The 13,063-nt window shown below is 64.5% G+C and carries 12 protein-coding genes; 9 read left to right on the top strand and 3 right to left on the bottom strand.

From position 1 onward, the window contains the following. Positions 1-56: 56 nt before the first annotated feature. On the bottom strand, positions 57-362 hold the full coding sequence (gene gatC, locus EDF71_RS16225; RefSeq protein WP_133857614.1) for an Asp-tRNA(Asn)/Glu-tRNA(Gln) amidotransferase subunit GatC: 306 nt from the start codon (positions 360-362) through the stop codon (positions 57-59). A 212-nt stretch (positions 363-574) separates the two neighbouring features. Between gatC and EDF71_RS16230 the strand changes: the two genes are divergently transcribed. The 4 genes from EDF71_RS16230 to mrdA all read left to right on the top strand — a co-directional run bounded on the left by EDF71_RS16230 (position 575) and on the right by mrdA (position 5,368). Further along, positions 575-1,621 carry a rod shape-determining protein gene (locus EDF71_RS16230; protein ID WP_021026802.1) on the top strand — a complete coding sequence of 349 codons (1,047 nt, stop codon included), beginning with the start codon at positions 575-577 and terminating at the stop codon, positions 1,619-1,621. Between the two features lie 275 nt (positions 1,622-1,896). Continuing rightward, positions 1,897-2,838, top strand: coding sequence for a rod shape-determining protein MreC (gene mreC / locus EDF71_RS16235; RefSeq protein WP_133857615.1), 942 nt, complete (start codon positions 1,897-1,899; stop codon positions 2,836-2,838). A gap of 37 nt (positions 2,839-2,875) precedes the next feature. Next, positions 2,876-3,394, top strand: a complete 519-nt coding sequence (gene mreD, locus EDF71_RS16240) for a rod shape-determining protein MreD (protein WP_133857616.1) — start codon at positions 2,876-2,878, stop codon at positions 3,392-3,394. A 21-nt stretch (positions 3,395-3,415) separates the two neighbouring features. After that, positions 3,416-5,368, top strand: a complete 1,953-nt coding sequence (mrdA, locus tag EDF71_RS16245; protein WP_133857617.1) for a penicillin-binding protein 2 — start codon at positions 3,416-3,418, stop codon at positions 5,366-5,368. 111 nt (positions 5,369-5,479) lie between these two features. Here the strand turns inward: mrdA and EDF71_RS16250 are convergent, their stop codons facing one another. Both EDF71_RS16250 and EDF71_RS16255 read right to left on the bottom strand, forming a co-directional pair. Then, the gene (locus EDF71_RS16250; protein ID WP_133857618.1) at positions 5,480-6,238 is read right to left on the bottom strand and encodes a TSUP family transporter; all 759 of its coding nucleotides are present in this window, start codon (positions 6,236-6,238) and stop codon (positions 5,480-5,482) included. Between the two features lie 526 nt (positions 6,239-6,764). Continuing rightward, positions 6,765-8,447 (bottom strand): GMC family oxidoreductase N-terminal domain-containing protein, encoded by a 1,683-nt coding sequence (locus EDF71_RS16255; RefSeq protein WP_133857619.1) that lies wholly within the window; start codon positions 8,445-8,447, stop codon positions 6,765-6,767. A 293-nt stretch (positions 8,448-8,740) separates the two neighbouring features. On the opposite strand from EDF71_RS16255, the gene EDF71_RS16260 reads away from it, so the two are divergent. The 5 genes from EDF71_RS16260 to EDF71_RS16280 are packed head-to-tail and all read left to right on the top strand — an operon-like array spanning position 8,741 to position 12,995. Then, on the top strand, positions 8,741-9,865 hold the full coding sequence (locus EDF71_RS16260; protein WP_133857620.1) for an ABC transporter permease: 1,125 nt from the start codon (positions 8,741-8,743) through the stop codon (positions 9,863-9,865). Positions 9,866-9,867: 2 nt separating this feature from the next. Continuing rightward, on the top strand, positions 9,868-10,695 hold the full coding sequence (locus EDF71_RS16265) for an ATP-binding cassette domain-containing protein (protein ID WP_133857621.1): 828 nt from the start codon (positions 9,868-9,870) through the stop codon (positions 10,693-10,695). Positions 10,696-10,697: 2 nt separating this feature from the next. After that, entirely contained in the window at positions 10,698-11,663 is a 966-nt protein-coding gene (locus EDF71_RS16270; RefSeq protein WP_133857622.1) for an MlaD family protein, read from the top strand. A 10-nt stretch (positions 11,664-11,673) separates the two neighbouring features. Further along, positions 11,674-12,357 (top strand): ABC-type transport auxiliary lipoprotein family protein, encoded by a 684-nt coding sequence (locus EDF71_RS16275; protein ID WP_166656564.1) that lies wholly within the window; start codon positions 11,674-11,676, stop codon positions 12,355-12,357. Then, positions 12,357-12,995, top strand: a complete 639-nt coding sequence (locus tag EDF71_RS16280) for a hypothetical protein (RefSeq protein ID WP_133857624.1) — start codon at positions 12,357-12,359, stop codon at positions 12,993-12,995. The genes EDF71_RS16275 and EDF71_RS16280 overlap by 1 nt, the downstream gene beginning before the upstream one ends. The last annotated feature ends 68 nt before the right edge of the window (positions 12,996-13,063 follow it).

Here is a 13,063-nt window from a genome sequence, read left to right on the forward strand (position 1 = left end):
CGGCCGGGGGCCGGTTGTTGCCAGGGCCCACCAGGCCTGAAGATGCTGTGAATTACTCAATCAGTCTCAATCACTTTGGGGACCAGGAAATAGCCGTTTTCCACGGCAGGGGCACTGCGCTGGTTGGCCTCCCGGTTATCCGGTTCGCTGACGATGTCATCACGAAGACGGAGGGTGATTTCCTGGATCGCTGCCACGGGGTGTGACAGGGGCATGACACCGGAGGTATCCACAGCCTGCATCTTCTCCACAATGCCGAAAAAGTTATTCATCTGCGAGAGCATGCGCTCACTCTCGGAGTCGGATAATTCGAGCCGCGCCAGGTTGGCGATGCGGGCAATGTCATCTTTTGTCAGGGCCATAGATAGTCGTATGTAAACCAGTCGTAAAAAAACGGGGCCGGAAAGCGTTGCCCTGTAAGTTATTCACAGGGGATGGGGTATTATCCCGTCTTTGACGCAATAAGGCGGCAACGTCGGTCATTGCGCATCAAAAACCCTTCTGTCATCTCACCACACACCAATGAAGGGCGATGGAGCGCCGAAGTGCGACCCATGCCCTAGAGGAAACTTGCATGTTCGGAGCGTTCCGTCGCTACTTTTCCACCGACCTGGCCATCGACCTGGGCACGGCCAACACCTTGATTTTTGCACGTGATAAAGGGATTGTGCTCGATGAGCCTTCCGTCGTTGCGATTCGCCATGAAGGTGGCACCCATGGCCGCAAGGTCATCCAGGCCGTAGGCCGCGAAGCCAAGGCCATGCTGGGCAAGGTGCCCGGCAATATCGAAGCCATCCGCCCGATGAAGGACGGCGTGATCGCCGACTTCCTGATCACCGAGCAGATGATCAAGCAGTTCATCAAGATGGTGCACCCCCGCACCTTGCTCTCGCCCAGCCCCCGCATCATCATCTGCGTGCCTTGCGGCTCGACCCAGGTCGAGCGCCGCGCGATCAAGGATGCCGCGCTCAAGGCCGGCGCCACCCAGGTGGAGCTGATCGAAGAGCCAATGGCCGCCGGTATCGGTGCAGGTCTGCCCGTGTCCGAGGCCTCCGGCTCGATGGTGGTCGACATCGGTGGCGGTACCACCGAAGTGGGCGTGATCTCGCTGGGCGGCATGGTCTACAAGGGCAGTGTCCGCGTGGGCGGCGACAAGTTTGACGAATCCATCATCAACTACATCCGCCGCAACTACGGCATGATGATCGGCGAGCCCACCGCCGAATTGATCAAGAAGAGCATCGGCTCCGCGTTCCCAGGCTCCGAAGTCAAGGAAATCGAAGTCAAGGGCCGCAACCTCTCCGAAGGTGTGCCACGCAGCTTCACTATCAGCTCCAACGAAGTGCTGGAAGCACTGACCGAGCCGCTGAACCAGATCGTGTCCGCCGTGAAGAACGCGCTGGAGCAAACCCCGCCCGAGCTGGGTGCCGACATTGCCGACCGCGGCATGATGCTGACCGGTGGTGGCGCCTTGCTGCGCGACCTGGACCGCCTGCTGGCCGAGGAAACCGGCCTGCCTGTGCTGGTTGCCGAGGAGCCACTGACCTGCGTGGTGCGCGGCTGCGGTATCGCCCTCGATACCCTGGACCGCAAGGGCGTGACCATCTTCACCAGCGAATAACACAGGCGCTCTGCGCAGCGATACGCAATAATGGCGAGCGGCAGCGGCTATGCACCCCATGGCGCGCTGCAGGCCCGCCATGCTTGTTTGCACAGCCTGGCCGCTTGCGATGCGCTGAATGCCTAGCTGCTGTGATGCGCCTGTTTCTGCTTTTTCGCTTTTCTCCGATGTCCCTGCCCATGCCCCTTGTCCACCGTGCTGACCGCCTACTGGCGCAGCGGCACGCGCCCGGATCAGGCGCCGAGCACCGGGCCAGGTTCTGCTGAGGCCACTGCATGGCACGCAACGTCTTCTCCGGCGGTATACCGACCTTCCGACCACAGGGGCCCAGCGCCAATGTGCGTCTGGCGCTGTGCGTAGCGCTGGCGGTGTTCCTGATGGTGGCGGACGTGCGCTTCAAGCTCACCGAACCGCTGCGCAAGGCCGTCGCCACCGTGCTCTTCCCCATGCAATGGGTGATGCTGCAGCCGGTGTTGCTGATCCAGGGTGGAGCCAGTTATTTTGAAGATTTGAACAAGGCGCAGGCGGCGGCCGTCGCCGCCGAGAAAAGCGCGATTGCGCTGACCCACCGTGCCAACCTGGTCGAGACGCTGGACCATGAGAACCAGCGCCTGCGCCAGTTGCTCAACCTGGTTCCCCGCCTCAAGACCGAAGGGCGCGCCGCCCAGGTGGTGTACGAGACGGCCGACGCCTTCAACCGCCGTGTCGTGATCGACAAGGGCGAGGTGGCCGGCATTGCACGCGGCTCTCCGGTGATGGACGAGATGGGCGTGCTGGGCCAGGTGACCCGGGTGTTTCCGATGTCGGCCGAAGTGACCTTGCTGACCGACCGTGAGCAGGCCATCCCCGTGCTCAACCCGCGCACCGGTGCCCGGGCCGTTGCCTATGGCGAGCCCACCAATGCCTATGGCGGTGGCATGGAGCTGCGCTTCATGCCCAGCAATGCCGATATCCAGGAAGGCGATCTGCTGACCACCAGCGGTGTGGACGGCGTCTATGCGCCCGGCCTGCCGGTGGCGCGCATCGTCAAGATCGAGCGCCGTGCGGATTCGCCGTTCTCGCGTGTCTACTGCGAGCCGCTGGCGCAGATGTTTGGCACGCAGTTTGTGATGGTGATCAACCCGTTGCCTGAAGACGCCCTGCCGCCGCGCCCGCCGGTGGAGACCAAGACCCAGGAAGGCCCGGCCTCCACCCCCCGCAAGGGCAAGCGCGGATGATGCCGGCCTCTACGAACCCAACCCCAGGAATGCAGCCATGATCATGCCGCGTGGGCAGCCCTTGCTGCTGCCTGTCCCTCCGGGCTTTATTGCGCTGACCCTGGTGTTGGCGCTGATGATCAACATGCTGCCGCTGGGCCGCGCGCTGTGGCTGCCCGATGTGCTGCTGCTGGTGCTCGTCTACTGGGGCGTGCACGAGCCCGGCAAGATCGGCATGGGCTGGGCCTTTGTGCTCGGCCTGTGCATGGATGTGCACCAGTCCTCCCTGCTGGGCCTGCATGCGCTGGTGTACTCGGCCGTGCTGTATGGCGTGGCGCTGCTGCGCCAGCGCATCACCTGGCTGAGCGTGATGGCCCAGGCGGTGCAGGTGATGCCGCTGTTCCTTGCGTCTGACGTGGTGCTGATGCTGCTGCGCATGTTGCTGCGTGGCAGTTTTCCGGGCTGGGGCTTTTTGACGCCCGGCCTGTGGTGCGTAGTGCTGTGGCCGCTGGTGAGCGGGCTGCTACAGCTGCCCCAGCGCCAGCCGCCCGACGATGACGAAAACCGCCCCTTGTAAGCTGGGGCGTTTGCGCAGACCATGACCGAGATCCAGAATTCAGACCGCGCGTTCAGCCGCTTTCGGCTGCGGGTGATCGTCATCGGTCTGGTGGTGGTGCTGTGCTTTGGCATTCTGCTGTCACGCCTGTATGTGCTGCAGATCGACCGCCATGACGACCTGCTGGCGCAGGCCGAAAGCAACCGCACGGCCGTGGTGCCCATCGTGCCCAACCGGGGCCAGATCTATGACCGCAATGGTGTGCTGCTGGCCACCAACTACTCGGCCTACACCCTGGAGATCACGCCCTACAAGGTGGGCGATGTGGAAGAGACTATCGATGCGCTGTCCGAGCTGATCGAGATCACGCCGCGCGACCGCCGCCGCTTCAAGCGCCTGCGTGAGGATTCGCGCAACTTCGACTCGCTGCCGATCCGCTCGCGCCTGACCGACCAGGAAGTGGCCAAGTTCGCCGCCCAGCGCTACCGCTTTCCGGGTGTGGATGTGAAGGCGCGGCTGTTTCGCTCCTACCCGCTGGGCGAGACCGGTGCCCACCTGATCGGCTATATCGGCCGCATCAACCAGCGCGAGAAGGAGCGCATCGACGACTCCGACGAAGCGGCCAACTACCGGGGCACCGAGTACATCGGCAAGACCGGCGTGGAAGCCAGCTACGAAAAAGAGCTGCATGGCCACACCGGCGTGGAGCGCATGGAGACCTCGGCCGGCGGCCATGCGGTGCGCAAGCTCGACAGCTCCCCCGCCACACCGGGAGAGAGCGTGGTGCTGTCGGTGGACATCAAGCTGCAGAAGATGGTCGAAGACCTGTATGGCGAGCGCCGGGGCGTGGCCGTGGCGATCGATCCGCGCAGCGGCGAGCTGCTGGCCATGGTCAGCAAGCCCACCTACGACCCCAATATCTTTGTCGAAGGCATTGACCAGGAAAGCTGGAAGGCGCTGAACGAATCCATCGACCGGCCCCTGCTCAACCGGGCGATGCGCGGCACCTACCCGACCGGCTCCACCTACAAGCCCTTCATGGGCCTGGCCGGGCTGGAGACGGGCAAGCGCACGCCCTCGACCATCATCCAGGACGGCGGCAGCTGGACCTTTGGCGGCCACACCTTCCGCTCCGGCCATGCGCTGGGCCCCGTTGATCTGAACCGCGCGATCCAGCATTCCAGCAATGTCTACTTCTACACCCTGGCCAATGAAATGGGCGTGGATGCGATTCACGACTTCATGAAGCCGCTGGGCTTCGGTCAGATCACCGGCATCGACCTGCCCGGTGAAGTGCGCGGCGTGCTGCCCAGCACGGCCTGGAAGCGCGACACCTACAAGCGCCCCGAGCAAAAGCGCTGGTATGCCGGTGAGACCATCTCGCTGGGCATTGGCCAGGGCTACAACAACTTCACTATCTTGCAGCTGACCCATGCGCTGGCCACGCTTTTGGACAATGGCAACAGCCGCGTGCCGCATGTGGGCCGTTCGCTGATCGACCCGGTAACCGGCGAGCGCCGCCCCATCGAGCAGCCGCCGCCCGTGAACCTGGGCTACAAGCAAAGCAATATCGAGGCGGTCAAGCGCGGCATGGTGTCGGTCGTGACCGGCGGTACCGGGCGCGGCTCCTTTGGCACGGCCCGCTACACCGCTGGTGGCAAGACCGGTACGGCCCAGGCCATCAGCATCGGCCAAAAGGAAAAATACAATGCCGCGCGCTTGGCCGAGCGCCAGCGCGACCATGCGCTGTACATTGCCTTTGCCCCGGCCGAAGACCCCAAGATTGCCGTCGGCGTGATTGTGGAAAACGCCGGCTTCGGTGCCGGCTCGGCCGCGCCCATTGCGCGCCGCATCATCGACTACTGGTTGATGGGCGAATACCCCAGCGAGGCCGATATCGCCGCCATGCAGCGCGGCGATGGCCGTGCGCCGATGGGCACGCCAAGGCGGGTTGAAGATATCCAGCTCAAGCCGCAGTCGGAGCCACCGCAGTAAGCCAGGGGGCAGTTGTTGCCGCAGGGCATTGGGCAACAAAAAACCGCCTTAGACCAAGGCGGTGAGGGAGCGAGCACGGGCCCAGGCGCGGGCCACCACCCAGGCTAAAGATCAGCGCAAAAAGGCGTCGTAACCGGTCTTGAGGATCAGCGCGGCCACCACGACGATGAACATGCCGCGCACAAAACCAGAGCCCTTTTTCAAGGCCATCCAGGTGCCCAGCATGCTGCCGAGGATGTTGGCGACGGCCAGCGGAATCGCAAAGTGCCACCAGACATGGCCCTTGGCGGTGAACAGGATCAGCGCCGCCACATTGGTGGCGATGTTCAGGATCTTGGCACTGGCCGAAGCGTTCAGGAAGTCATAGCCCAGCCAGCGCACCATCAGGAAGACGAAGAAGCTGCCGGTCCCCGGGCCAAAGAAACCATCGTAGAAGCCAATGGTGGCGCCAATCGCGCAGGCCACCCAGGCTTCGGTGCGGCCGCTGTAGCGCGGTGCATGGGTCTGGCCCAGCTGCTTTTTGTACAAGGTGTAGGCCAGCACGGCGATCAGGATCAGCGGCAAGGCCTTGCGCAGCATGCTCGGGTCGACCACGGTGACCGCCCAGGCCCCCAGCAGCGAGGCGACAAAGCCCGCACCTGCCGCGGGTGCAATGGCGGCCCAGCGCATATCGACACGCTTGGCGTATTGGCGCGCAGAAATCAGCGTGCCCCAGACGCCAGCGCTTTTGTTGGTGCCCAGCAAGGTGGCCGGCGGTGCAGAGGGGAAAGCGCCAAACAGCGCGGGCACCAAAATGAGGCCGCCACCACCGACGACCGCATCGACAAAGCCCGCGAACATCGACGCGAGCGTTACAAAGATCCATTCCATGGGGCGAGATTGTCGCACCACCGCGAGGGGGCACGCACCGTACCAGGGCGGCTAAATACAAAACTGCCAGCGGAACAGACGCGGTGTGGGAAGGCTTGGGCGAGGGCCCGGATGCGCTGAACGGCTGGGGCAGAAGAGAGGCGCATCGGACGCCAGAAAAACAAAAGCGCCCAAAAGGGCGCTTTGAAGGAGCATCTCGTTTTTTATTGATGCTTTTTTAAATATTCGAGTTGTTGAGATGTCTCCTCGGTCCTCTCGTAGAGCACTGTTTCAGTGCCTCGAGTGCCTCTACTATAGGTCATCGCACCGAGGTGGTGCATTGGGATTTACCCCAAAGGTAACTGATTTGGTGCAGATTGCAGGATGCGATCACTTTCTGCCCCATTCCTGCGCCGAGCCGCCCCATAACGGCAAAAAATGAGACAAAACTGCCGTTTCAGCGGCCGCAGGCCGGTGAATTGCCCCTGAGGCGCCCATGGTCAGCCAAGCGGCGGTCGTAACCGTGCTGAAACTCTGTAGCGCACCATCATGGCCCATGGCTGGCGCGGATCCACTCCGAGGCCCGCTCGGCCAGCATCAGGGTGGGTGAGTTGGTGTTGCCGCTGGTGATGGTCGGCATGGCACCGGCATCGACCACGCGCAAACCCCGTACGCCGCGCACACGCAGCTCGCTGTCCAGCACGGCCATCGGATCGTTTTCGGCGCCCATCTTGGTGGTGCCCACCGGGTGGAAGATGGTGGTGGCGATATCGCCGGCCAGGCGCGCCAGCTCCTCATCGCTTTGGTACTGCGCGCCGGGCTTCCATTCCACCGGCTGGTACTTGGCCAGTGCGGGCTGCGCGGCAATGTTGCGGGTCACGCGCAGGCTGTCGGCCGCCACCTGGCGGTCCTCGGCGGTCGAGAGGTAGTTGGGCGCAATCGCAGGGGCGCTGCGGAAATCCGCGTTCTTGATCTGCACGGTGCCACGGCTGGTGGGATTGAGGTTGCAGACGCTGGCGGTGAAGGCCGGGAAGCTGTGCAGCGGCTGGCCAAAGGCATCGAGCGACAGCGGCTGCACGTGGTACTGGATGTTGGGATGGGGTTGGCTCGCGCTGCTGCGGGTAAAGGCTCCCAGTTGCGAGGGCGCCATGCTCATCGGGCCGCTGCGCTTGAGCAGGTATTCCAGCCCGATCTGGGCCTTGCCCCAGAGGTTGCTGGCCAGCACGTTCAAGGTGGGCGCGCCATCGATCTTGAAGACCGAGCGGATCTGCAGATGGTCCTGCAGATTGGCGCCGACGCCGGGCAGGTCATGTTGCACGGTGATGCCATGCTGCTGCAGCAAGTCACCGGGCCCGATACCCGAGAGCTGCAGAATCTGCGGCGAGTTGATGGCGCCTGCGCTCAGCACCACTTCCTTGTCGGCCTTGACGATGGTCATCTCGGTGCCGGTCCAGACCTCCACCCCGGTGCAGGCGAGCTGGCCATCGGCCTGGCGCTCCAGCACCAGGCGGCTGACCTGGGCATTGGTCCACATCTCGAAGTTGGAGCGCCCATAGCAGGTGGGGCGCAAAAAGGCCTTGGCGGTGTTCCAGCGCCAGCCGTTCTTCTGGTTCACCTCGAAGTAGCCCACTCCCTCGTTGCTGCCCCGGTTGAAGTCATCGGTGGCGGGGATGCCGGCTTGCTGGGCGGCCTGTGCAAAGGCGTCCAGGATGTCCCAGCGCAGGCGCTGTTTCTCGACACGCCATTCGCCAGTGCTGCCAGTGCGGCGGTTGCCATGCCACTGCGCAAAGCTGGGGCTGGTCTCGCCTTCCTGGTCCAGGCGCCAGTGGTCTTCATGGCGCTTGAAGTAGTTGACGGTGTCGTTCCAGCGCCAGCGGGCGTCGCCGGTCAGCTCGGCCCACTGGTCGTAGTCGCGGGACTGGCCGCGCATATAGATCATGCCGTTGATGCTGGAGCAGCCGCCCAAGGTCTTGCCGCGCGGGTAGAGCAGGCTGCGGCCGTTGAGGCCGGCATCGGGCTCGGTCTTGTAGAGCCAGTCGGTGCGGGGGTTGCCGATGCAGTACAGATAGCCCACGGGGATGTGGATCCAGTGGTAGTCGTCGCGCCGGCCCGCCTCGATCAGCAGCACCCGGTTATGGGTTTTGGCGCTGAGGCGGTTGCACAGCAGTGCGCCCGCCGTGCCTCCACCGATGACGATGTAGTCGAAACTTGTGTTGTCTCCAGATTGCATGTGCGGTCTTTTCTCATAGGGAGTATGAAGCTCCCTCGGTCCATCGAATCGGCAAGTTTGTGAACAGTATGCCGGGCTTGCCAAGCGGGAAAACCAATGCCCTGTCGCGCATCGCGCCTACTGCCTGACCAGGCTTGCCAAGCGTGGTGTAGATGCCGCAGTTGCGCTCATCAGCGACCGCTTCCTACAGAGGGAAGCGCCGCGTTCGCTGGCTGGTAAGCGTCCGCTGCGCGACAGACCAGCTATAGTGCGTAGGCGCTCGCGATAGCGAGATACGCTTTATTTTTGGATCCATGGACGATACAGCCCCTCATCTACAGCAACACCAGGACGGCACGCAGCGCAGGGCGCAACTGCGTGGGCGCTGGGGTGCGGCTGAGCTGGGCCAGCGCCCGCTGTGGCGCGAGCTGCGCCGCCAGCTCGATGGCGCGGCACCCAGCGCAGAACAGGGCTGGGACCTGAGCGAAGTGCAGTGGCTCGACCACGTGGGCGCACAGCTCTTGTGGGACCACTGGGGCCAGCAGTGGCCCGCGCAATTGCGCACCACCGATCTGCAGCGCCAGATGCTCGAACGCGTTGCCTCGCTGACGATGGGCTGCCCACCGGAGACCAAGGTCAACTGGTGGGGCTGGCTGATCCAGCTGGGCCTGGTGCTGCTGGGCTTCATGGCCCATGTGCGCAGCATGGTCGAGATGGTGGGGCAGCTGTTGCTCGATGTGCTGCGCCTCCTCAAGAACCCGCTGCGCGGCCCTTGGCGCGATGTATCGGGCCACTTGTATGCGATGGGTGCCACGGCGCTGCCCATCACCGCCCTGGTGGGCTTTTTGATCGGCGTGGTGCTGGCTTATCTGATGTCGCTGCAGCTGCGCCAGTTCGGTGCCGATGCCTTCATCGTCAATATTCTGGGCATCTCGCTGGTGCGGGAGCTGGGGCCCTTGCTCGGCGCCATTCTGGTCGCCGGCCGTACCGGCTCGGCCATCACCGCGCAAATTGGCGTGATGCGGGTCAATGAAGAACTCGATGCCATGCAAGTCATGGGCATTGCGCAAGGCTACCGCCTGGTGATGCCACGCGCGCTGGCGCTGGCGTTGGCGATGCCGCTGGTGTCGATGTGGACCACGGTCTGCGCGCTGGTGGGCGGCATGATGGCCGCTGACGCCGCCATGGGCGTATCGCCCGCCTATTTCATCCAGGCCATGCCCGGTGCGGTGGACATTGCCAACCTCTACCTGGCGCTGGCCAAGTCGGTCACCTTTGGCGTGGCGATTGCGCTGATTGCCTGCCACTGGGGGCTGGAAGTGGAGCCCAACACCCAGAGCCTGGGCCGGGGCACCACCTCGTCGGTGGTGATCTCGATCACTGCGGTGATCGTGCTCGATGCGATCTTTGCGATTGCATTCCGCAAGGTGGGGTTCTAGCGATGAGCCAAGCCATCTCCCAACCCCCAAGCGTGCCGGCCAGCGATGAAAAAGTGGTCGAGATCCGCAAGCTCTGGACCGTTTTCGGCCAGGGTGACCGGGCCTTTGCGATCCACCAGGACCTGGACATGTCCGTTTACCGGGGCGAGATTCTGACCCTGGTGGGCGGCTCGGGCACCGGCAAATCGGTGCTGCTGCGCCAGATGCTGGGGCTGCTGCACCCGGCCAAGGGCGAGGTGCTGGTGATGGGCCAGCCTGTGAAGGACCTGAGCCTGCGCGGCGCGGCCTCGCGCATCGGCATGCTGTTCCAGCAAGGCGCGCTGTTCTCGGCCTTCAATGTGCTGGAGAACATTGCGTTTCCGCTCAGCGAGCAGGGCACCCTGCCCAAGGCGGTGGTGCATGACGCGGCCATGGTCAAGCTGCAGATGGTGGGCCTCAAGCCCGAGCATGCGACCCGCATGCCCTCGGACCTGTCGGGCGGCATGATCAAGCGCGTGGCGCTGGCCCGCTCACTGATCATGGATCCGCCCTTGCTGCTGCTCGACGAGCCCACCGCCGGGCTGGACCCGAACAGTTCGGACGAGTTCTGCGATCTGCTCAAGGACCTGCATGCCGAGCTGGGGCTGACCGTGGTCATGGTCACCCATGACCTGGATACCTTGTTTGCACTGTCCACCCGCGTGGCGGTGCTGGCTGAAAAGAAGGTCATCGTCTCGGGCACTCCGGCCGAAGTGGTGCAGTTCAAGCACCCGTTTATTGAACATTTCTTCCTGGGTGAGCGTGGACGCCGTGCAATGGCTCCGGTGGCGCTTGGTGGGGTGAAGGAATAGCTATGGAAAACAAATCACACGCACTGGCGGCTGGATTGTTTGTGGTCTTGCTCACGGCGCTGGTCATCTTCCTGAGCCTGTGGATGGGCCGGGACAATACGAACTACACGCGCTATGAACTGTCCACCCGCGAGACCGTCAGCGGTCTGCAGCCCCAGGCGGCAGTGCGCTACAAGGGCGTGGCCGTGGGCCGCGTGACCAAGATCGAGTTCGACCCGGCCAAGGACGGCACGGTGCTGATCATCATCGCGGTCAACTCCGAGGCGCCCATCACCAAAACCACCTACGCCATGCTGGGCTACCAGGGTGTCACCGGCCTGGCCCATATCCAGCTCGATGACGACAACAGCGAGACGACTCCGCTGCCTCCCGGCCCGGATGGCATTCCGCGCCTGCGCGTCAAGCCCTCGCCCTTTGGGCAGATTGCCGAGCAAGGCCCCATCATCTTGCAGCAGGTGGAAGACGCGACCCGCAAGGTCAACGACCTGCTCAGCGAAGACAACCAGCAGGTGCTGGTGGACAGCATGAAGAGCCTGGGCCAGGCCGCCCAGAGCCTGGACCAGCTGAGCAAGCGCCTGATCGTCACCGTCGACACCAAGCTCGACCCGGCACTCGCCAGCCTTCCTGCCATCGCGCAGGATACGCGCAAGACGCTGGCCGGTATCCAGAAGACCTCCAATGACGTGAGCACGGCAGTGGGCAGCCTGGCGGCCAAGGGCGGCGTGGTAGACCAGATGGGCCAGGCGGTCGAGAAGGTGACCGACGCGGCCGAGAACTTCAACCGCAGCACCCTGCCGGCCATGGGCCGCACCATGCATGACGTGGGCTCGGCGGCGCGCCGCATGGGCGATACCGCCGATGCGTTCAAGAACAACCCGCAGTCCCTGATTTATGGCAGCTCCAATGCGCTGCCGGGCCCTGGCGAGCCAGGTTTTGTAGCCCCTCCCGCCGTGGGCAGCGGCCGATAGGATGGATGCCATGATTTCTACTTCCCTGCGTGCGCCCTGGGGCCGCCGCCTGCAAGGCGCTGGCCGTGTGGCCCTGGTGGCTGCGTCCGTCGTGGTGCTGGCCGCTTGCTCGGCCCTGCCGCAAAAGCCGCATCCTGTGGCCCGTTATGACTTTGGCCCGGCACAGGCGCCGGTATCGCCCAGCGCGGCCACCGCTGGCGCCGAGCCGCTGGTGCTGGCCAATGTGCGCGCCGCCGGCGTGCCCGATGCCAGCGCCGCCATCTACTACCGCCTGGCCTATGCCGATGTGCGCGAGCTGCGGCCCTACACCCAGGCTAGCTGGGTGCTGCCGGCGATGCAGCTGATCCAGCAACGCATGCGCGATGTGCTCAGCGGCCAGCGCGCCGTGGTGCTGGACGACGATGGCGCCACCCAGCTGCTGCGCAAGACCGGCTACCCGGCGATGCTGCGCCTCGAAGTGGTGGATTTCAGCCAGGTCTTTGATTCGGCCCAGTCCAGCCAGGGCGTGCTGCGCGTCCGCGCTACCTTGAGCGAGATCACACCTAAGGGTGAACGCTGGCTGTCCCAGCAGGTGTTCCAGGCCCAGCAGCCCGCCGCCAGCCCCGATGCGGCGGGCGCTGCCGCTGCGCTGGCCGCTGCCACCGACCAGGTGGCCCAGCAGCTTGATACCTGGCTGCGCCAACAGAAGCGCTGATGCTCGGAGGATGGAGGCGCCCGCTGTGGCGCGCGTCGGCCGCCTGGGTGCTGGGCGCCTTGGCCGTGGTGCCGCTGTTGGCCGCCGAGATGGATGACGATGCCTACCGAGATGCCGTTGCCCAGCTGGATGCACGCGCTGAAAAAGCCCTGGCCGATTGCAAGCGCCTGGCCGCCGGATCCGGCGCGCAGCGCCGCTGCACGGTCGAGGTCGACACCCAGCACGCCGTAGATGCCGCCGAGCTGCAGGCGCGGCGCCACCCCAGCGGCAACAACCGCTTCAAGGCCATGGCCGCCCAGGTGGACCGCCACTATGCGCTGGCCGTTGAAGCCTGCAAGAGCGACCATGCCGGCAGCGACAAGGACAGCAAGGCCGCGCAGCAGGACTGTCTGCGCCAGGCCAAGCAGCTGCGCGCCGGCGGCATCCAGCGTGCCCACCAGCAAGCGGCCAGCGAGGCCTCGATCGCTACGCCACCCAAGAGCGAGGCCGAGCGCCAGCGCGAAGCCGATCTGGACACCGCCATCCGCAAATGCGACAGCCTGCTGGGCGATGCCAATGTGCAGTGCGTGCGCGGCCTGTCACCCGAGGCGCGCCTGCGTGCGATCAGCCGGGGCAGTGGCGCGCCGCCCGCCAAATAGGCGCCCATCTTTGAAAAGCAACAAGGCAGCCCGAGGGCTGCCTTGTTGCTTTTGGGGGAGGTCGCAGG

Origin of the sequence: Comamonas sp. JUb58 (genome assembly GCF_004364775.1) — a bacterium.
Taxonomy (GTDB): domain Bacteria; phylum Pseudomonadota; class Gammaproteobacteria; order Burkholderiales; family Burkholderiaceae_C; genus Comamonas.

Coding starts and splice junctions, on each gene's coding strand:
- gatC (WP_133857614.1), bottom strand. CDS start 362: ATGGCCCTGACAAAAGATGACATTGCCCGCATCGCCAACCTGGCGCGG.
- EDF71_RS16270 (WP_133857622.1), top strand. CDS start 10,698: ATGGAAAACAAATCACACGCACTGGCGGCTGGATTGTTTGTGGTCTTG.
- EDF71_RS16280 (WP_133857624.1), top strand. CDS start 12,357: ATGCTCGGAGGATGGAGGCGCCCGCTGTGGCGCGCGTCGGCCGCCTGG.
- EDF71_RS16250 (WP_133857618.1), bottom strand. CDS start 6,238: ATGGAATGGATCTTTGTAACGCTCGCGTCGATGTTCGCGGGCTTTGTC.
- mreD (WP_133857616.1), top strand. CDS start 2,876: ATGATCATGCCGCGTGGGCAGCCCTTGCTGCTGCCTGTCCCTCCGGGC.
- mreC (WP_133857615.1), top strand. CDS start 1,897: ATGGCACGCAACGTCTTCTCCGGCGGTATACCGACCTTCCGACCACAG.
- EDF71_RS16275 (WP_166656564.1), top strand. CDS start 11,674: ATGATTTCTACTTCCCTGCGTGCGCCCTGGGGCCGCCGCCTGCAAGGC.
- EDF71_RS16265 (WP_133857621.1), top strand. CDS start 9,868: ATGAGCCAAGCCATCTCCCAACCCCCAAGCGTGCCGGCCAGCGATGAA.
- mrdA (WP_133857617.1), top strand. CDS start 3,416: ATGACCGAGATCCAGAATTCAGACCGCGCGTTCAGCCGCTTTCGGCTG.
- EDF71_RS16230 (WP_021026802.1), top strand. CDS start 575: ATGTTCGGAGCGTTCCGTCGCTACTTTTCCACCGACCTGGCCATCGAC.
- EDF71_RS16255 (WP_133857619.1), bottom strand. CDS start 8,447: ATGCAATCTGGAGACAACACAAGTTTCGACTACATCGTCATCGGTGGA.
- EDF71_RS16260 (WP_133857620.1), top strand. CDS start 8,741: ATGGACGATACAGCCCCTCATCTACAGCAACACCAGGACGGCACGCAG.